An 18793-nucleotide genomic window follows, 5' to 3' on the forward strand; every position below is an offset into this window, starting at 1 on the left:
GCTGACGCCCTTTGCTGGGACTAACGAGGTGGCAATAAAACCGGGGGTCTAGGCTGTCAGCGAATTTTCTTCTCGAACCCGGACGTGAACGTTGCCGTTATTTATGGCACCTCCCGGACCGGAATGCACCTGTGGGTGGTTGGAAAAAAAAATGGTGTGGCCCAACGGCGATACTGCGGCATCGGCGCGCAGCTTTTGCGGGTAAGGTTACCGGCGGGGGAGCGATTTGCAATCCGGCGGGGGCAGGATATCATTGCCGCGCAGGGAAATTGTCGTTCGTTTCTAGGCATTTACGAATTCATTTGGATGGCCTGCGACGCCGATTTGGCGGCGGGATGTCCTCCGACCGGGTATAGCCATGAGTGCTGGAGCCCCCACGCCAAAACCCGGTATGCCACGGCGCCTCCGTATGCCGGTCGTCAAAAGCAACCGCTCCCAGATCGTGCTGTTCTCGATCCTGACCCTGATTCTTACCGCCGCAACGATGTGGGGCGGCCGGGCTTTGGTGCGAAATTCGGAGACGCTGGTCTTTGCCGTCGGCGAAGCCAATGGGCCCGAGGCGCGTTTTGCGGCCCGGCTTGCCGCCGTCCTGAAGAACAATTCGTCGCGGCTGCGCCTCAAGATCGTGCCCAACGCCGACAACGCCAAGGCGGTCGCCCAGTTCGACCGCAAGGAAGCCAACCTGGCGATTTTGCGCACCGACGCGAAAATCCCGTCCCGGGCGCGCGCGGTTGCGATCCTTGAACACGACCTGCTGCTGCTGATCAGTCCCGCCGGTAAAAAGATCAAGACCGTCACCGAGCTGAAGAAAAAGAAGATCGCCGTCGTCGCCGACCGCGAGAGCAGCGTCACGCTGATCCGGAATATGCTCGAACTTTCCGAGCAGCAGGAAGCAGCGGCGCGAATCCAGTTGGCCCCGCCGGGGTCGACCTTCGACAAGCTGTTCGCGTCGGGCTTCGGCGCCGTGGTCGCCGTCGTCCATGCCTCGAAGGTCGTGAAGGACAGGAGTTACGAGCAACATGCCAGGCGCGGCGGCTTCACGCTGAACGCGATCGACGCCGCGAAGGCGATCACCCGGAAATATCCTGCCCTTTCGGAGGAAACGGTCACGACCGGCATGCTGTCGGCGGCGCCGACGTTGCCCGAGGAAGATATCGAGACCATCGGGCTGCAATGGCTGCTGGTCGCGCAGTCAAATCTGTCGACGACAACCGTCAGCGACCTCGCGCGCATCATCTACGAGAACAAGGCCGAACTCGCGCTCGACGGCGGCTTCGCCTCCAAGATCGAACCGGCCGCGACCGACAAGGATGCCTTCATTGTCGCGCATCCGGGGGCTACCGAATACATCAACGACGAGATCAAGTCGTTCGTGGAGCGCTACAGTGACCTGATGTATGTTGCCCTCGCGGCGCTCGGCATCATCGGCTCGCTGTTCGCCACCATCTACACCAAGGTCACACGCATAGCGCCCGAAAAGGCCAGCCAGCTGGCCACCGCCATTCTCGATATCGGCGAGCGGATGGCGGATGCCAAATCCCTCGACGCGCTCGACAAACTGCAGGACGAACTTGAAGCCATTATTCGGCGCGTGGTGATAGGGCTGCGCGACGGCACCATCTCCAGCGACGGGCTGGATACGTTCAAGCTCGGCTATGAATTCGTGCGCGACGAAATCGGCATGCGCCGCGATCATCTGAAACGGCACCCGCCGCCCCAGGACGACAAGGTGGTAGCCGTGAAGACCGCGCAAAGCGCGTAATCACGCTACCGGGCCAAGATCAGATCGCATTGCATCCACGATGAAGCTGCGTTCCCTCTCCCGCTTGCGGGGACGTGAAGCAAATCACCCCGCAGCGGCGCTCGAGCCGCTGGCCGGCACCCGCGCCCTGATTTCCTCGATCTTGCGCTTGAGCGCGGCCTGCCGCGGATCGGGCAGCGCCGCTGCGCGCGCTTCCGCTACCGCTCCGGCGAGATCTGATAGCGCCAGCACGCCGTCGAAGGTCGGCTTGGCCAGGCCGTCGATGATCGCGTTCCAGTCCGCCATGCCCTGACGGTAGACGTCGCCATAGCTCTCGATCATGGTCGCGGTCTGCACGATTTCAGAAGCCGCGGCCGGCTGTTTGTCCAGGCTGCGGCTGATCATGTGCAGCCAGCGTTCGACCCACAGCCGCTCCTTGGCGTAACGCACCGAATAGCGCCGCCACCGCTTCAACCCGGCTTCAATCTTGAGGCGGCGAACGCCGAGACGGCTTGCCGCGCTGAATCGAATGGAAATCCGCTTGTGCGCCCACCCTGCCCAGTTAAGCGCATCGATCAGATATTCCGCGATAATGGCGGGGAGCGCGCTCACCAGTTCGTCGACCCGGAATTTCCTGATATCGACGACCGGATTGTAGTTCCCGCCGGACCCCTCGTTGAATTCGGCAAGCTTGAGCTGCGCGATCCGGATCGGATCCTCGTAGCTCATGCGCACCGCCATCAGCCGCGCGATCTCGACCAGCATCGCATCATCGACCCCATTGCGGCCGACGAACCGCCGCAGCCGGTCGACGTAAAGCTGCGCATAACTCGTGCTCTGATAGTCGATCAGCAGATGGATGGCATCGCTCGCGACATCGGTCACCGCTTCTGGCAAGCCCTCGGGAAGGAATGGCGGGGTGTCGTCCTCCTCACCGATGAAATCGGCGAACAGATAACGCAACGACGACATGAAACCGCGGTCTGACACTCCCTTAGCTCCGGCCTCTACGCAGGTTTCGGCCCGGCGGCAGATGCCGCCGTTTGCTGGGCCAGCTGGTGCTGCAGCGTCTCGAGGTTCTGAAACAACCGGGCGCTGGCGAGGCGAAGGAAGTAAAAGCCGAACGCCGGGTTTTGAACGTAGAGTTCCTCGACCTTGCTGTAGCTGACGCTCAGCACGAGGCCGGCCTCGATGCATTCCAGCGACTGGGTGCGCATGTTCGACGGCGACAGCATGCCAAGCTCGCCGACGATGGCGCCGACCGGCAAGACGATGCCGGACTCGACCAGCTTGAACTTGCCGCTGACGATGTAGAGCATGTCGTCGGCCTTCTCGTCCTTGTAGAACAGCATTTCCCCGGCCGCGCAATCGCGCTCGGTCATGAACGGCTTCAGCCACTCCATCGACAGGTCGCTGTTGACCGATTTTTTCACGTCGCGCACGAGCTGCAGCATCTGGTGCAGCCGATAGGAATTGACCAGCAGCATCGCCACCTGCACCACCATGACCAGATAATTACGGGACGGAATGGCGGTCAGGAACAGGGCGATGTTGGCGAGAATGCCGAACACCCGCAAAGGAATCATCGTCCGCATCGTGGTGGTGGCGATCACGAAGATCGACGCGAAGAGGGCGCCGGCCGTGCCGGCATGTTGTGCCAAATGAGACGGATCCATTGGAAGCCAACCAATTTTTCAGGGAGTGAATTTTTTCGCGATTTTATTGCAGTGCCGCTATTGTAAAGGCCGCAGGCTATTTTCGATATGCGGGGAAAAAACGACGATTTGTCGGGATTCGAGAAAATTCATCCCCCCGCCGGGCTTGCCGCGCAGCCTCGCCGGCGGGCAATTCGACGCCGTATCGCGGTTTGCCGGCCGTCGTTGACGGCCTTCCCTGCGGCGGGCACTTTGCGCAACAATCTGCGTTCCGCCGATGTCACCACCACGCGGCTGTCGAAGCTCTTGGTGCTTGACCTCGTCGATTTCCGCCTGCTGATGGCACGGCATCCTGACCTCGCCCAGACCATCGACGCCGAGGCCCAAACGGCGCGCGCAAGAAAACAAAGAGAACAAGTAAATAACAAGAATGGAGAACGATATGCCCAATTCAGCCGCGGCGGCGAGCTCGCCGGTACTCGACATCAGCGGCGCGCGCGCCACCATCCGCCTCAACCGGCCGAAACATTTGAACCGGCTGCAGAGCGAGGATCTCGGCGAACTCGTGAAACTGTTCGACCGGATCGAGGCCGATCCCGACATCCGGGTGCTGGTGCTGACCGGCACCGGCCGCGCCTTCTCGGCCGGCTACGACCTCAATTCGGTCGCCGATCGCGCCGTCAGCGCCAGGGAAGAGCAGAGCGCGGGCTCGGCGTTCGAGGTGGTGGTCAACCGTTTGGAAGATCTCGGGGTGCCGACGATCTGCCGGCTCAATGGCGGCGTCTATGGCGGCTCGACCGATCTGGCGCTGGCCTGCGATTTCCGCATCGGCGTCGATACGGCTGAAATGTTCATGCCGGCGGCGCGGCTCGGCCTGCATTATTACAAGAGCGGCATCGAGCGTTACGTGACGCGGCTTGGCGTCGACAACGCGAAAAAATTGTTTCTGACGGCGCAGAAGATCTCGGCGCCCGAGATGCTGCGGATCGGCTATCTCACCGCGATGGTGCCGATTGCGATGCTTGACGAGGAAGTAGGCAAGCTTGCGAACATCCTCGCCGGTAACGCGCCTGTCGCGATGCGCGGCATGAAACGCGCCATTAACGAATTCGCCCGTGGCAAGCTCGACGAGGCCGCCGCGAACCAGCGCCACCGCGAGAGCATGCGCGGCGACGAGATCAAGGAAGGCATCAAGGCCTTCGCGGAAAAGAGGGCGCCAAGATTCTGATTCTGCCTTCTCCCCTTGTGGGAGAAGGTGGCATAGGCGGCCTTCGGCCGCCGTTCTTAGAACGCCGATGCTTTGCATCGGCTATGGCGCCGGATGAGGGGTCTCCCACAAGGGGAGAAGGGAAGAAAAGGTGTCGTCCCCCCCGCCCCCACGAAACATTCCTGAAACACGATTCTCCGGAACCGGCGTGAACGAATATTCAAGTCGCGCCGACAGAGGTGCAGGGACGAAACAACGGCCCCCGCGCCTTTCAAATTGGAGAATACAATGCTTCGCAAGGTTACCCTCGGACTGATCGCCGCCACCGCCCTCACCCTCGCCGCTGCTGCGCCCGCCGCCGCCGGCCCCTTCCATCATCACCACCACCACGGCCATTGGGGTCACGGCTGGGGTCACGGCTTCGGCGTCGGCTTCGGTGGCGTCTACCTCAACACCGGCTATGGCTACAACGACTGCATCCAGCAGCAGTGGGTCGAAACCCGCCGCGGTCTGCGCCTGCGCACCGTCAATGTCTGCGCCTACTGATCTCGTCTGAATCCAGATAGCGAAAAGCCCCGGCCGCCATTGGCGATCGGGGCTTTTCCTGTGCGCTTGATGATTTGAATACGCTATTCGTCGAAGAACGTGACCGTATCGGCCACGCTTGCGCGCGAGGTCCGGTAGCTGTTGACCTTGTGCGCATTGTCGGCAAAGCCGAACGAAATGCCGCAGACCACGCGGCGGTCGTCGGCGAGGTTGAAGTGCCGGCGGATCAGCCCGGAATGCCGCGCCAGTGCGGCCTGCGGAATGGTGCCGAGACCGAGCGCCTGCGCCGCCAGCATGAAATTGCCGACATAGGCGCCGCAATCGACCGCGCCGTAAGTGCCGAGCGGCTCGTCGGTGTGAATGACAGCCACATGCGGCGCGCCGAAGAAGTTGTAATTCTCCAGCGCCTGTTTGGCATAAGCCGTCTTGTCGCCTCTGGCGATGCCGAGCGTGTTGTAGAGCTGGAATCCACTCTCGCGCCGGCGCTCGAGATAGACGCCGAGATATTCGCGCGGCGGCGTGAAATCATGGTCGTCCTTGCCGCCCGAGGAAGCCTCGGCATAGATCGCCTTGCGAAACCGCTCCTTGGCCTCGCCGCTCGCGATCAGCACCTGCCATGGCTGGCTGTTGCACCATGACGCGGTGCGCTGCGACACGGCGAGGATATGCTCGATGGTCTCGCGCGGCACCTCGCGCGGCAGGAAGGCGCGCACCGAGTAGCGTTCGCCGAGCAATTCCTCAAGCACACCGATGCGGTCTTCGGCCGCGTAGCGCGCCTTCGGCGCTTTTGCATCCATGGTCATCGCCCTTTGGTCGGGATCTTGTTGAACGGCACGTCCTTGTCGACACGGATATCGCCGGGCAGGCCGAGCACGCGCTCGGCGATGATGTTGCGCAGGATTTCGTCGGTACCGCCGGCAATACGCATCGACGGCGAAGAGAGCAGCATCTGCTGGAACTGGCCGCTTGCGGCTTCTTCATCCGCCCCGGCCAACGCACCGGCTGCACCCTCCAGGTCCATCGCGTAGGTCGCGATGTCCTGCAGCATCGTGCCCGACACCAGCTTGCCGATGGAATTCTCCGGTCCCGGCCGCTCGCCCTTCGACAGCGACGAGATCGCGCGGTAGCTGGTGTATTTCAGTCCGCTGGCCTTCACCGCCCAACTCGCAAGTTTGGAACGGACAGCTGGATCGTCGATCGCGAGCCCGTCATCGGTCATCAGGTTCGAGCAGAACTCGAACATTTCAGGAAAACCGGTCGCCAGCCGCGAGCCGATCGACATGCGCTCGTTCATCAGCGTGGTGAGCGAGACGTTCCAGCCGTCGCCGACCGCGCCGAGGCGTTGATGATCCGGGATCACGACGTCGGTGAAATAGACCTCGTTGAACTCCTGCATGCCGTTGGCCTGCTTGATCGGCCGCACCTCGACGCCCTTGCTCTTCATGTCGAGGAAGAACATCGTCAGGCCCTTGTGCTTGGGCACGTTGGGATCGGTGCGCGTGATCAACAGGCCGTAATCCGAATAATGCGCGCCCGAGGTCCAGATCTTCTGGCCGTTGATGATCCAGTCGTCGCCCTGCTTCTCGGCACGGGTACGCAGGCCCGCGACGTCGGAACCACCGGCCGGCTCCGAAAACAGCTGGCACCAGATATGTTCGCCGGACGCAAGCTTCGGCAGATAATGCCGCTTGTGCTCCTCGCTGCCGAACGCCATCACGGTCGGGCCGCACATGCCCTCGCCGATCTGAAACGGCTGGGTCAGCTTGCCGTAGACACCTTCTTCCTGCTGCCAGATCACCTTCTCGATCGGCGTGGCGCCGCGGCCGCCATATTCCTTCGGCCAGTGCAGACAGGCCCAGCCGCCTTCGGCCTTCTTCTTCTGCCAAGCCTTGCCGACATCGACGATCTCTTCCTTCTCCAGCCGGATGCGGCCGAGCGAGGATTTCGAAAGCTCCGCCTCGTATTTTTTCGGCGCGTTCGCTTCCATCCATTTGCGGGCGAGGCTACGGAATTCGGCTTCCTGCGGGGTATCGTCGAAGTTCATGGCGGACTGTCCTTCATTGGCTGTCATTCCGGGGCGCGTCGAAGACGCGAACCCGGAATCTCGATGTAAGTAACCTCTGGATTCCCCGATGTGCAATTGCACATCTGAGGTTCGCGCTGACGCGCGTCCCGGAATGACGAAACCTAAGCTCTTCCCTTGGTCGGAATCTTGTTGAACGGCACGTCCTTGTCGACCCTGATGTCACCGGGCAGGCCAAGCACGCGTTCGGCAATGATGTTGCGCATGATCTCGTCGGTGCCGCCTTCGACGCGGGTACCCGGCGCACGCAGCAGCATGGCCTGGAATTTTCCGGCGATCTCCGCGTCCTCCGGCCCGCTCAGCACGCCGGCGGCGCCCTGCAGATCGAGCGCGTACATCGCGACTTCCTGCACCATCGAGCCCGCCACCAGCTTGCCGATGGAATTCTCGGGACCCGGACGATCGCCCTTCGACAGCGCCGAGATCGCGCGCATGCTGGTGTATTTCAGCCCGCTCGCCTTCACGGCATAGTTCGCCAGCCTGGAACGCACGCTGCGGTCCTCGATCGCAGGGCCATCGTCGAGCATCAGACTGTTGCAGAAATCGAACAGCTCCGGAAAGCCGGTGGAAACGCCGGCGCCGATCGACATGCGCTCGTTCATCAGCGTGGTCAGCGAGACGTTCCAGCCATCATTGACGGCGCCAAGCCGCTGCGAATCCGGAATCTTCACGTCGGTAAAATAGACCTCGTTGAAGTCGGATTGCCCGCTGGCCTGCTTGATCGGCCTGACCTCGACGCCCGGGCTCTTCATGTCCAGGAAGAACATGGTGAGGCCCTTGTGTTTTGCCACATTGGGATCGGTGCGCGTCAGCAGGATGCCGTAATCCGAATAGTGCGCGCCCGAGGTCCAGATCTTCTGGCCGTTGATGATCCAGTCGTCGCCCTGCTTCTCGGCGCGGGTGCGGAGGCCCGCGACGTCGGAACCGCCGGCGGGCTCGGAGAACAGCTGACACCAAACCTTTTCGCCCGAGGCCAGCGGCGGCAGGTACTTCCGCTTTTCCTCTTCGCCGGCGAACGCCATCATGGTCGGCCCGCACATGCCGTGGCCGATGATGAACATGCCCGAGAGTTTTCCGAACGGGCCTTCCTCCTGCTGCCAGATCACGCGCTCGATCGGCGACGAGCCGCGGCCGCCATATTCCTTCGGCCAGTGCAGACAGGCCCAGCCGGCGTCGGCTTTCTTCTTCTGCCAGGCCTTGGCGACCTCGAGGATGTTGGCGCCCTTGAGCACGGTGCGGCCGAGCGAGGATTTGCGCAGCTCTTCCTCATACTGCTTCGGCGCATTGGCCCCGATCCAGGCTTTCGCCTCGGCACGGAACGCGGCCTCCTGCGGGGTGTCATCGAAGTTCATCGAATCATCTTTCAAATCCATCGTCGTCCCGGCGAAGGCCGGGACCCATAGCCACCTATGCCCGATGTTGCACTGGCGTTTGGCGGCATCTTCTCATCGATAGTTCCCGGCGTATGGGTCCCGGCTTTCGCCGGGACGACACCATTGTTAGTTACGCCGCGTTCTTCTTGCGCATGCGGTCGATCAACTGATCTTCCCAATACGACAGACTGCCGAGCGTCACCGCGGTCGCGTTGGCGCGGCGGTAGTACATGTGGCAGTCGAACTCCCAGGTGAAACCCATGCCGCCATGGACCTGGATGTTGTTCTTGGAGCAATGCTGGAACGCCTGCGTCGCGCTGATGCGGGCGGCGGCAGCCGCTTCCGGCAGTTCCGAGGCGTTGGTCGAGAGCGCCCAGGCGCCGTAATAGCAATTCGATCGCGCCAGCGTCGCCGAGACATACATGTCGGCGAGGATGTGCTTCACCGCCTGGAACGAGCCGATCGGCCGGCCGAAGGCGATGCGGTCGAGCGCGTAGTCGCGGCCCATCTCCAGCGCGCGGTCGGAACCGCCGACCTGTTCGAACGCCATCAACACGGCGGCGCGGTCGAGTACCTGCGTGAGAATGCCCCAGCCTTCACCGGCGGCGCCGAGCGGCTCGGCCTTGCAGTTCTTGAAGGTGAGTTCGGCCTGGCCGTGGGTCGGATCGATATTGGTCAGCGACCTGACTTCGACACCGCCTGCCTTGAGGTCGACCAGGAACAGCGAGATATCGGCATCGCGCCCGGTCGAGCCCGTGCGCGCGGCGACGAAGGCGAAATCGGCGATGGCGCCGTCCGGCACCGGCTTCTTGACGCCGCTCAGCGTACCGCCGGAGGCCGACAACTTGATCGCCTGCGGCGATGGATTGCCCTTGCCCTCGAACAGCGCCAGCGTGCCGATCGCTTCTCCGGAGGCGATCTTCGGCAGCCATTTCTGCTTCTGCGCGTCGCTGCCCGCGAGCAGCAGTGCTTCGGCGGCAAGATACACCGTCGAGGAGAACGGCACCGGCGCCAGCGCGCGGCCCATTTCCTCGGCGATCACGCAAAGCTCGAGATGACCGGCGCCGGCGCCGCCAAACTCTTCGGGGATCGCGACGCCGAGAAAGCCCATCTCGGCGAGGCCCTTCCACAAGGCCTTGTCGTAGGTCGCCTTGCCGTCCAGCACCTCACGCACCGCTTTCGGCGGGCACTTCTCGGCAAGGAACTTCCTCGCCGCGTCGCGCATCTGCTTTTGTTCGTCGGAGAAATCGAAATTCATGGCGTGTCACTCGGGTTGATGATGGCTCTGTAGGATGGGTGGAGCGAAGCGATACCCATCAATGGTTTTGGTTCGGATGATGGGTTTCGCTGCGCTCTACCCATCCTACGATCAGTTCAAAATGATCACGTCTTCTCCCGGCTTGTCGGCATAAAGCCTCTCCACCAGCGCGGCGCGGCGCTCTAAGCCGGCGCGCTGGTTGATGTAGCCTTTGTCGGTGAGTTCGTTGCCGTCGATCGAAGGCGGCTCCGCCATCAGCATGGCGCGGGCGATTCGCATGCTGCTGCCGGTGCAGGAGGCGTTATGCGCCTGCAGCCCGTGCTTGACGCAGGCGATCACCTCGGGGTGCCCAACCACATCCTCAAACGTCGCGTCGGGATTGCCGACGAGTTGCCGGCAGGCGTGCAGATTGGGCCAGGCCAGCAGTCCGATGAATTCGCGGTCCTGTCCCGCGACCAGCGCGTCATGCACTGCGGGTGTGGCGGCGGCGATGGCGTCGGTCCGTAGCGAGCCGACGTGCACAAAAGTGCCGGTGGTGAGTTTAAAATCCTCGACGACGCGGCCGGCGAAGATGATGCCCTGCAGCGGATCGTTGTCGTCAACGAACACGCCGGCATCGCCGATGCAGTAAAAGCCTTCCTCGTCGAACATCTTCTTCGTGAGATCAGGCTGACCGAAATAGCCGGGTGTGACGTTAATGCCGCGCAGGCGCAGCTCATATTTCGAGCCGCACGGCACCATTTTCAGTTCTACGCCGGGGAAAGGCAGCCCGATCAGGCCGACGCGCTCGGTGTCCCAATAGGTGCCGGTGGAGGTCGGCGCGGTCTCGGTCGAGCCCCAGCCGGTATAGAACACGATGCGCTCGCCGGTAGTCTTCACCGCCAGCGCCTGCATGCGATCATAGAGATCGTCGGGCAGCCGCGCGCCGCCATAGGCCATGACGGTCAGATTCCTGAAGAAGCTGCGGCACAGCGCATCGTCCTTCTCCATCGCCGCCGCCAGCGCCGCATAGCCGGCAGGCACGTTGGCGTAATAGGTCGGCGACACCTCGTGGAGATTGCGAAGGGTCTCCTCGAACAGGCCCGGCATCGGCCGCCCGTCGTCGATATAGAGCGTGCCGCCATCGACCAGGATGGGATGGAATGCCGCGTTGCCGCCCATGGTGTGGTTCCACGGCATCCAGTCCAGCATGGTCGCGATCGGCCCGTTCGGATCGCGCGGCCGCACCTGCATCATCATCGCCGCATTGGCGCACATCATCTCCTGGGTGTTGATGACGGCCTTGGGCATGCCGGTCGAGCCCGAGGTGAACAGCAGCTTGCCGACGGTGTCCGGCGTGATCTTTGCGATCGACTCGTCAACGGCCTTCGTCACCGGCGTCGCGGCGAGGTCGGCAAACGACACGCTCTTGATGCCTTCGCAGGGCCGCAGCACATGCACGACGGTGACGCCGGTGAGATCGAGCGCTTTCAGCGCCTTCTCGAAGGTCGGGCCATCCTGCACCATCACGACCGCAGGCTTGATCAGGTTGAAGAGGTATTTGAGCTTGAGATGATCCTGACTCATCAGCGAATAGGCCGGTGACACCGGCGCCGCCGGCAGGCGCGCCTGCATCGCGGCCTGCGTCATCAGCGCGTGCTCGATGGAATTGCCGGACAAGATCGTGACCGGACGGCCATCTGCGACGCCGAGGTTGAGCAGGCCCTGCGTCAGCCCGTCGACGGTGCGCTTGGCTTCACCGTAGGAAACCTTTCGCCATTGCCGGTCCGCGCCGCCGCGCTGCGCCAGCCAGATGCGATCGGGCGCTTGCTTTGCCCATTTCGCCAGCGAGGCCGGAATATGCTTCTCGTAAGACTGCAGCGGAATGCGCGACTTCAGCACGATGACGCCGTCCGGCCGCCGCGCGACATCGATGTCGCGCTTCAGCCATTCGATCTTGCGAAAGCCGGGCTTGGTCAGCACCTCGGCGGCATTCCCACTCATATTGCGTCTCCCGGAATTCGGTCCTTTTTCGGATCCTTCGTTCTTGTCTTGCTATCGTTTGATATAGACAGGCTTTCGCTTTTCAAGGAAGGCCCTGATGCCTTCGCCGAATTCTTCCGAGCGGCTGCACAGCACCTGATTGCGGTCTTCCATCGCGATCACGGCTTCGATCGAGCCGGCATCGACACTCATATTGAGGCATTCCTTGGAAAGCCGGAGGCCCACCGGCGACGCCGTCATCATCGCCTCGACATAAGGTTCCGCTGCCGCATCGAGCGCGTCTTCCTCGACCACTTCTGAGACGAGCCCAACCGCGAGCGCGCGGTCCGCGCCGATGAAGCGTCCGGTGAGGATCAGTTCCGACGCCACGGAGACGCCGACCAGCCGCGGCAGGAAATAGCTGGTGCCGATATCGCAGCCGCCGAGGCCGAGCTTGATGAAGGCGCAGTTCATCCGCGCCGATCTGGTGGCGATGCGAATATCCGCCGCCAGCGCCAGCGCAAACCCGCCGCCGGCCGCAGCGCCCTGCACCAGCGCGATGATCGGCTGCGGGCAACGCCGCATCAGCATCACGATGTCGGCGATCCGGCGCTGCGAATCCAGCGACTCGGTGACGCCGGGCGGCTCCTGCTGCCCGGCCCGGCGCTTCATGGCATGTTTGAGATCGAGCCCGGCGCAGAACGACGCACCGGCCCCTTTCAGCACCACCACACGCGTGGTGCGGTTGCGCTGCAGGCCTTCGAAATAGGCGTTCAGCGCATCGATCATGTCGGGGTTGAGCGCGTTGAGGTTTTCGGGGCGATTGAGCGTCACCCGGTCGACCCCGTCATCATGTTCGATCAGCAGCGGTTGAGTCACGAAGCGCTCCTACCCATCGTCGTCCCGGCGAAGGCCGGGACCCATACGCCGTGCCACTGCGTGACGGCACGGTCGTAGAGACCTTCTTAAGCAAGAACCGCCGCGGAGTATGGGTCCCGGCGTTCGCCGGGACGACTCGCGGAGATTACGCCGCCTACCGCGGCGCCATGCGGATGGCGCCGTCGAGGCGGATGGTCTCGCCGTTGAGCATCGGGTTCTCGACGATGTGGACCGCGAGGTTGCCGTACTCGGAGGCGTCGCCGAGGCGGGCCGGATGCGGCACCTGGGCGCCGAGGCTCTTGCGAGCCTCCTCGTTCAATCCCATCAGCAGCGGCGTCAGGAACAGGCCCGGCGCAATGGTGTTGACGCGGATCTTCAGGCTGGCGAGGTCGCGCGCGGCCGGCAGCGTGAGGCCGACGACGCCGCCCTTCGACGCCGAATAGGCGATCTGACCGATCTGGCCTTCATAGGCCGCGACGCTGGCGGTGTTGATCGCAACGCCGCGTTCTTCACCGATCGGGGGCGCGGTGGCGAGCCGTTCGGCGAACAGGCGCAGCACGTTGAAGGTGCCGATCAGATTGACGTTGATGATGCGGACGAATTTTGCCAGCGGATAGACGCCGTCCTTGCCGACGGTGCGCTGCGATCCGCCGATGCCGGCGCAGTTCATCAGCACGCGCGCGATGCCGTGCGCGGCTTCGGCCTTGGCGATCGCGGCCTTGATCGCTTCCTCGTCTGTCACGTCGGCGTGGAGGGCGACGCCCTTGACTTCGGCGGCGACTGCTTCGGCGTTTTCCTTGTTCTGGTCGATCACGCCGATTTTCGCGCCCTTGGCGGCCATGGCGCGGGCGGTAGCGGCACCGAGACCGGAGCCGCCGCCGGTGATGAGAACGGCAACATCATTCAACTGCATTTTATCAACCTTTCCTTGGGCGTTTCTTCTCTGGACTTTACGAATGGCGAATAGGGAGTGGCGAACGGAAGAGATCCATTCGCTATTCGCTACTCGCCATTCGCGGCTTTCTTTTCACTGAGCATGCCGCCGCAGATCAGCGCTTCCATGTGCTTGATGTACTGGCGGCAGACTTCGTCGGTGACCGGACCGACGCCGGTCGCGCGCGACATCGCGTGGCGGCCGAAAAACAGGTGATCGCAGGCGCCGACCAGGCTGGTGTAGAACATCACGGGATCGATGTTGCGGAATTCGCCGGCCTTGATGCCTTCGGCCAGCAGCCGCCGTTGAAAATCCAAAAGCGGCGCGACGAAAAACTTCGACACCTCGTCGGCCGCTTCCGTGCTGCTTTCATGCAGCAGATAGTGGATCAGCCGGTTCATGTACGGGAACTGGTAATAGGCGCGGATGATGCCGCCGATATGCAGCTTGAGTTTGGCGGTCGGCGAGATCGGCTGGCTGATGAGATATTCGAGTTGCGACATTTCTGTCGCGGCATCGCGCGCCAATAGCGCCAGCAACAGCCCGTCCTTGTTGCCGAAATGGTATTTCACCAAAGCGGCGTTGACGCCGGACTTCTGCGCGATGTCGGAGAGCGACACCTCGATCGAGGCGCGCTCGATCATCAATTCGCTAGCCGCCACAAGCAGCTTCTCGGCGGTGGTATTTTTGCCGCCCGCCAGTTTGGTCGGTATGCTGGTATTCAACCCTGATGCCATCACTGCCTGCCGGAAATTCCGGCCGCACATAAGCGCATGCCGCGGCTGCACTCAAGAGTTAATTGATTGATTGACTAAATCCCGTGCCACCCCTTAAATCCGGCCCATCATTCAAAAACCATCCAACAACAATTCAGGGAGAACAGACATGGCCGAGGCCTATATCGTCGCCACCGCTCGCACCGCCGGGGGCCGCAAAGGGGGACGTCTCGCAGGATGGCATCCGGCCGATCTCGCCGCCTCCGTGCTGGATTCGCTGATCGATCGCAGCGGCGCCGACCCCGCGCAGGTTGAGGACGTCATCATGGGCTGCGTGATGCAGGCCGGCGAACAGTCCAACAATATTGGCCGCAACGCCGTGATGGCTTCAAAGCTGCCGGAAAGCGTGCCCGCCACCTCGATCGACCGCCAGTGCGGCTCGTCGCAGCAGGCGCTGCATTTCGCGGCGCAGGCGGTGATGTCCGGCACCATGGATTGCGTGATCGCAGCCGGCGTTGAATCGATGACGCGGGTGCCGATGGGCCTTGCGTCGTCGCTGCCGGCCAAGAACGGCTTTGGTCACTACAAGAGCCCCGGCATCGAGAAGCTCTACCCGAACATCATGTTCAGCCAGTTCACCGGCGCTGAAATGATGGCGGAGAAATACGGTCTGTCCAAAGACGAACTCGATACGTACTCCTACAACAGCCACCAGCGCGCGATCGCAGCGACGCAAGCCGGCAAGTTCAAGGACGAGATCGTCTCGCTGCAGATCACCCGCGCCGATGGCACGACCGACACCCACCACATCGACGAGGGCATCCGCTTCGATTCCAGCCTCGACGGCATCAAGGGCGTCAAGCTGATCGCCGAGAACGGCAAGCACACCGCCGCCAGCGCCAGCCAGATCTGCGACGGCGCTTCGGGCGTGATGGTCGTCAACGAAAAGGGCCTCAAATCGCTCGGCGTCAAGCCGCTGGCGCGCATCCATCACCTCACCATGATGGGCGGCGATCCCGTGATCATGCTGGATGCTCCGCTGCACGCTACCAAGCGCGCACTGGAGAAGGCCGGCATGTCGGTCGACGACATCGACCTGTTCGAGGTCAACGAGGCCTTTGCCGCGGTGCCGGTTGCGTGGCTGAAGACCACCGGCGCCGATCCTGAAAGGCTCAACGTCAATGGCGGCGCGATCGCGCTCGGCCACCCCCTCGGCGGCTCCGGCACCAAGCTGATGACCACGCTGGTCAACGCGCTCAAGCAGCGGGGCAAGCGTTATGGTTTGCAGACCATGTGCGAAGGCGGCGGCATGGCGAACGTGACGATTGTGGAGCGGCTGTAAGCTGTAGCGCTTACAGTTGCTGCGACAATAAATGGTGTCGTCCCGGCCTTGAGCCGGGACCCATAACCACAGGAGTTCGTGGTTATGCTGGGCTGGAGCTCCAGCCGATTTCAACAACTCAACTCGGTGGTTATGGGTCCCGGCGTTCGCCGGGACGACACCGGTGATTGTTTCAGGAACCCCGATGACCCATCCGTCGATCTACGCCCGCACGCATCCGAACAAGATCGCCTACCAGATGGCGGGCACCGGAAAAGCGATCACCTATCGCGAGCTTGACGAACTCTCGAACCAGGGGGCGCATCTGTTCCGCGCGCTCGGCCTCAAGGCCGGCGACCACATCGCGTTCCTGATGGAGAACCGCCTGGCGTTCATGGAGATCTGCTGGGCGGCGCAGCGCGCGGGACTCTATTACACCGCGATCAGCCGCTATCTGACGGAAGACGAAATCGCCTACATCATCAAGGATTGCGGCGCCAAAGTCTTCATCACCACGCCGAAATGCGCCGAGAAGGTGCAAGGCCTGATCAAGGGCGAGCCCGGCGAACCGCTGTTCTTCATGGTCGACGAGCCGCAAGCGGGTTTCCGCTCCTGGGACAAGGAAGCCATCGCGCAACCGACGACGCCGATCGCGGACGAGGTCGCCGGCTACGACATGCTGTATTCGTCGGGCACGACCGGACGGCCGAAAGGCATCAAGAAGGCGTTCGAGGGCAACAAGATCGACGTGCCCAACCAGTTCCTGAAAGTCCTCTGCGGCGACATGTGCGGCATGAATGCTGACAGCATCTACCTGTCGCCGGCGCCGCTCTATCATGCGGCACCTTTGCGCTTCAACATGATGGCGACCATCCTCGGCGGCACTTCCATCATCATGGAATCCTTCGACGCCGAGGAATTCCTGAAACTGGTCGAGAAATACAAGGCCACCCAATCGCAGCTGGTGCCGACCATGTTCGTGCGGATGCTGAAGCTGCCGGAGGAGGTGCGTACGCGCTACGACGTTTCATCGTTGAAGGGCGCGATCCACGCCGCCGCGCCCTGCCCGGTCGATGTGAAAGCCAAGATGATCGAGTGGTGGGGACCGATCCTGATCGAATATTACGCCGGCTCCGAAGGCAACGGCGTCACCGTGTCAAACTCGCAGCAATGGCTGAGCCATCGCGGCACCGTCGGCCGCGCCGTGGTCGGGAAGGTCAAGATTCTGGACGAGAACGACCAGGAAGCGCCGACCGGGCAGATCGGCACGGTGTACTTTGCCGACGCGCCTGTTTTCGCCTATCACAACGATCCCGAGAAGACGAAACGCGCCTACAACGACCGCGGCTGGTCGACGCTCGGCGACGTCGGCTATCTCGACGATGAGGGCTTTCTCTACCTCACCGACCGCAAGAGCTACATGATCATTTCAGGCGGCGTGAACATCTACCCGCAGGAGACCGAGGACGTGCTGATCACCCATCCCGGCGTCGCCGACGTCGCGGTGTTCGGCGTGCCGAACGAGGAAATGGGCGAAGAGGTCAAGGCCGTGGTGCAGCCGCACGACATGGCCAAAGCCGGCAAGGAGCTCGAGGCAGAGCTGATCCTGTTCTGCCGCAAGCATCTTTCGCCGATCAAATGCCCGAAGAGCATCGACTTCGAGGCTGAACTGCCGCGCACCCCGACCGGCAAGCTGGTGAAGCGGCATTTGCGGGACCGGTATTGGCCGAAGCCGGCGGTGAAGGGGTAATATCTCGCTGTCGTCCCGGCGAAGGCCGGGACCCATAACCACAGGCGTAAGCTGTGACAAAGGCTGTGGCTACAGCTAAACTCACAACAATCATTTGTGGCTATGGGTCCCGGATCGCGCTCGCTACGCTCGCTTGTCCGGGACGACATCGTGAGAATTTCAATGACCGCCCTCCCCGACATCCCGCTCCCCTCCGGCATTCGCTCGCGCTACGTCGAAAACATCAACGGCCTCTCCATGCATGTGCTGGAAGCCGGCTTCGAGACACGCGGCCGGCCCTGCGTGCTGTTGCTGCACGGCTTTCCCGAACTGGCCTTCAGCTGGCGCAAGGTGATGCCGCAGCTGGCCGCCGCGGGCTATCACGTGATCGCGCCGGACCAGCGCGGCTACGGCCGCACCACGGGGTGGGATGCCAATTACGATGGCGACCTCGCCTCGTTCCGGCTCACCAATCTGGTGCGCGACGCGCTCGGGCTGGTGTCGGCATTCGGCTATCGGCACGTCGATGCCGTGATCGGGCATGATTTCGGCTCATCGGTCGCCGCCTGGTGCGCGCTGCTGCGGCCGGACGTGTTCCGGTCGGTCGCGCTGATGAGCGCGCCGTTTGCGGGCCCGCCGGCGCTGCCGTTCAACACCGCGGATGCACCGGCCAAGCCTGCAGCGGAAGACCCCATCCATCGCGAGCTGGCGGCGCTGCCGCGGCCGCGCAAACATTATCAATGGTACTATTCGACGCGCGAGGCCAACGCCAACATGCACCACGCGCCGCAGGGCGTGCATGATTTCCTGCGCGCCTACTACCATCACAAGAGCGCGGACTGGAAAGACAACGCGCCCTATCCGCTGAAATCATGGACGGCGGACGAGATCGCCAAACTGCCGACCTATTATGTGATGGATTTTGTAAAGGACATGGCCGCGACCGTCGCCGAGGAAATGCCCTCTGCCGCCGCGATCGCCGCGAACACATGGCTGCCGGACAGCGAGCTTTCGTTCTACAGCGCCGAATATACCCGCACCGGTTTTCAGGGCGGCCTGCAATGGTACCGCTGCGGCACCTCGGGGGCGTTTCTGCCTGAATTGCAGACCTGGTCGGGCCGCACCATCGACGTGCCCTCGGCCTTCATTTCGGGCAAGCAGGATTGGGGCACCTACCAGCGCCCCGGCGTATTCGAGACCATGCAATCAAAAGCCTGCACCAACATGATCGGCTGCCATCTCGTCGATGGCGCCGGCCATTGGGTGCAGCAGGAGCAGCCTGCCGAAGTGAGCCGGCTGCTGCTGCAGTTTCTGGAAAAGGGCCAAGCTGCCCGTTAGCGCTTTGACCGGATCGCCCGTGCTCGGCGTCGGCATCCTGATCGGCGCGTC

General features: G+C 62.7%; 16 protein-coding genes and 1 pseudogene. 7 read left to right on the top strand and 10 right to left on the bottom strand.

All coding sequences use genetic code 11. The annotated features are described in order from the left end of the window. Window positions 1–358 precede the first annotated feature (358 nt). Complete coding sequence (locus tag JQ600_RS07375) at window positions 359–1762, top strand: TAXI family TRAP transporter solute-binding subunit (protein ID WP_212390116.1); 1404 nt, start codon at window positions 359–361, stop codon at window positions 1760–1762. Between the two features lie 84 nt (window positions 1763–1846). Here the strand turns inward: JQ600_RS07375 and JQ600_RS07380 are convergent, their stop codons facing one another. Next, on the bottom strand, window positions 1847–2713 hold the full coding sequence (locus JQ600_RS07380; RefSeq protein ID WP_212269759.1) for a DUF6537 domain-containing protein: 867 nt from the start codon (window positions 2711–2713) through the stop codon (window positions 1847–1849). Between the two features lie 35 nt (window positions 2714–2748). Continuing rightward, on the bottom strand, window positions 2749–3417 hold the full coding sequence (locus JQ600_RS07385; RefSeq protein ID WP_212390115.1) for a Crp/Fnr family transcriptional regulator: 669 nt from the start codon (window positions 3415–3417) through the stop codon (window positions 2749–2751). A 231-nt stretch (window positions 3418–3648) separates the two neighbouring features. Here JQ600_RS07385 and JQ600_RS36740 point away from each other — a divergent pair. From JQ600_RS36740 to JQ600_RS07400, 3 genes and pseudogenes are all read left to right on the top strand, one after another. Further along, window positions 3649–3817 (top strand): annotated as a pseudogene (locus JQ600_RS36740) (cyclic nucleotide-binding protein); the annotation flags it as partial. A gap of 21 nt (window positions 3818–3838) precedes the next feature. Next, a complete protein-coding gene (locus JQ600_RS07395) occupies window positions 3839–4624 on the top strand; it encodes an enoyl-CoA hydratase/isomerase family protein (RefSeq protein WP_212390113.1) in 786 nt (261 codons plus the stop codon). Between the two features lie 267 nt (window positions 4625–4891). Beyond that, window positions 4892–5149 (top strand): hypothetical protein, encoded by a 258-nt coding sequence (locus JQ600_RS07400; RefSeq protein WP_212269740.1) that lies wholly within the window; start codon window positions 4892–4894, stop codon window positions 5147–5149. An 83-nt stretch (window positions 5150–5232) separates the two neighbouring features. Here the strand turns inward: JQ600_RS07400 and JQ600_RS07405 are convergent, their stop codons facing one another. The 8 genes from JQ600_RS07405 to JQ600_RS07440 form a co-directional block, all read right to left on the bottom strand. Continuing rightward, window positions 5233–5946, bottom strand: coding sequence for a nitroreductase (locus JQ600_RS07405; protein ID WP_212390112.1), 714 nt, complete (start codon window positions 5944–5946; stop codon window positions 5233–5235). A gap of 2 nt (window positions 5947–5948) precedes the next feature. Then, window positions 5949–7193 carry an acyl-CoA dehydrogenase gene (locus JQ600_RS07410; RefSeq protein WP_212269738.1) on the bottom strand — a complete coding sequence of 415 codons (1245 nt, stop codon included), beginning with the start codon at window positions 7191–7193 and terminating at the stop codon, window positions 5949–5951. 143 nt (window positions 7194–7336) lie between these two features. After that, window positions 7337–8584 carry an acyl-CoA dehydrogenase gene (locus tag JQ600_RS07415; RefSeq protein ID WP_212390110.1) on the bottom strand — a complete coding sequence of 416 codons (1248 nt, stop codon included), beginning with the start codon at window positions 8582–8584 and terminating at the stop codon, window positions 7337–7339. A 151-nt stretch (window positions 8585–8735) separates the two neighbouring features. Next, entirely contained in the window at window positions 8736–9863 is a 1128-nt protein-coding gene (locus JQ600_RS07420) for an acyl-CoA dehydrogenase family protein (RefSeq protein WP_212489761.1), read from the bottom strand. 111 nt (window positions 9864–9974) lie between these two features. Continuing rightward, window positions 9975–11846: an AMP-binding protein gene (locus JQ600_RS07425; protein ID WP_212390109.1), complete on the bottom strand. Its 1872-nt coding sequence runs from the start codon at window positions 11844–11846 to the stop codon at window positions 9975–9977. A 51-nt stretch (window positions 11847–11897) separates the two neighbouring features. After that, on the bottom strand, window positions 11898–12704 hold the full coding sequence (locus JQ600_RS07430; protein WP_212390108.1) for an enoyl-CoA hydratase/isomerase family protein: 807 nt from the start codon (window positions 12702–12704) through the stop codon (window positions 11898–11900). Between the two features lie 154 nt (window positions 12705–12858). After that, entirely contained in the window at window positions 12859–13617 is a 759-nt protein-coding gene (locus tag JQ600_RS07435) for an SDR family NAD(P)-dependent oxidoreductase (RefSeq protein ID WP_192737070.1), read from the bottom strand. Between the two features lie 89 nt (window positions 13618–13706). Further along, entirely contained in the window at window positions 13707–14375 is a 669-nt protein-coding gene (locus tag JQ600_RS07440; protein WP_212390107.1) for a TetR family transcriptional regulator, read from the bottom strand. A gap of 148 nt (window positions 14376–14523) precedes the next feature. Here JQ600_RS07440 and JQ600_RS07445 point away from each other — a divergent pair, with 148 nt between their 5' ends. The 3 genes from JQ600_RS07445 to JQ600_RS07455 all read left to right on the top strand — a co-directional run bounded on the left by JQ600_RS07445 (window position 14524) and on the right by JQ600_RS07455 (window position 18742). Continuing rightward, window positions 14524–15696, top strand: a complete 1173-nt coding sequence (locus JQ600_RS07445) for an acetyl-CoA C-acetyltransferase (protein ID WP_212269732.1) — start codon at window positions 14524–14526, stop codon at window positions 15694–15696. 184 nt (window positions 15697–15880) lie between these two features. Then, window positions 15881–17425, top strand: coding sequence for an acyl-CoA synthetase (locus JQ600_RS07450; protein WP_212390106.1), 1545 nt, complete (start codon window positions 15881–15883; stop codon window positions 17423–17425). Between the two features lie 162 nt (window positions 17426–17587). After that, the gene (locus JQ600_RS07455) at window positions 17588–18742 is read left to right on the top strand and encodes an alpha/beta hydrolase (protein ID WP_212390105.1); all 1155 of its coding nucleotides are present in this window, start codon (window positions 17588–17590) and stop codon (window positions 18740–18742) included. Window positions 18743–18793 lie beyond the last annotated feature (51 nt).

The sequence above is a fragment of the Bradyrhizobium sp. AUGA SZCCT0176 genome (assembly GCF_018130145.1).
Classification (GTDB): domain Bacteria; phylum Pseudomonadota; class Alphaproteobacteria; order Rhizobiales; family Xanthobacteraceae; genus Bradyrhizobium.

Coding starts and splice junctions, on each gene's coding strand:
- JQ600_RS07435 (WP_192737070.1), bottom strand. CDS start 13,617: ATGCAGTTGAATGATGTTGCCGTTCTCATCACCGGCGGCGGCTCCGGT.
- JQ600_RS07415 (WP_212390110.1), bottom strand. CDS start 8,584: ATGAACTTCGATGACACCCCGCAGGAGGCCGCGTTCCGTGCCGAGGCG.
- JQ600_RS07410 (WP_212269738.1), bottom strand. CDS start 7,193: ATGAACTTCGACGATACCCCGCAGGAAGCCGAATTCCGTAGCCTCGCC.
- JQ600_RS07395 (WP_212390113.1), top strand. CDS start 3,839: ATGCCCAATTCAGCCGCGGCGGCGAGCTCGCCGGTACTCGACATCAGC.
- JQ600_RS07445 (WP_212269732.1), top strand. CDS start 14,524: ATGGCCGAGGCCTATATCGTCGCCACCGCTCGCACCGCCGGGGGCCGC.
- JQ600_RS07420 (WP_212489761.1), bottom strand. CDS start 9,863: ATGAATTTCGATTTCTCCGACGAACAAAAGCAGATGCGCGACGCGGCG.
- JQ600_RS07405 (WP_212390112.1), bottom strand. CDS start 5,946: ATGGATGCAAAAGCGCCGAAGGCGCGCTACGCGGCCGAAGACCGCATC.
- JQ600_RS07450 (WP_212390106.1), top strand. CDS start 15,881: ATGACCCATCCGTCGATCTACGCCCGCACGCATCCGAACAAGATCGCC.
- JQ600_RS07375 (WP_212390116.1), top strand. CDS start 359: ATGAGTGCTGGAGCCCCCACGCCAAAACCCGGTATGCCACGGCGCCTC.
- JQ600_RS07400 (WP_212269740.1), top strand. CDS start 4,892: ATGCTTCGCAAGGTTACCCTCGGACTGATCGCCGCCACCGCCCTCACC.
- JQ600_RS07425 (WP_212390109.1), bottom strand. CDS start 11,846: ATGAGTGGGAATGCCGCCGAGGTGCTGACCAAGCCCGGCTTTCGCAAG.
- JQ600_RS07455 (WP_212390105.1), top strand. CDS start 17,588: ATGACCGCCCTCCCCGACATCCCGCTCCCCTCCGGCATTCGCTCGCGC.
- JQ600_RS07380 (WP_212269759.1), bottom strand. CDS start 2,713: ATGTCGTCGTTGCGTTATCTGTTCGCCGATTTCATCGGTGAGGAGGAC.
- JQ600_RS07440 (WP_212390107.1), bottom strand. CDS start 14,375: ATGGCATCAGGGTTGAATACCAGCATACCGACCAAACTGGCGGGCGGC.
- JQ600_RS07385 (WP_212390115.1), bottom strand. CDS start 3,417: ATGGATCCGTCTCATTTGGCACAACATGCCGGCACGGCCGGCGCCCTC.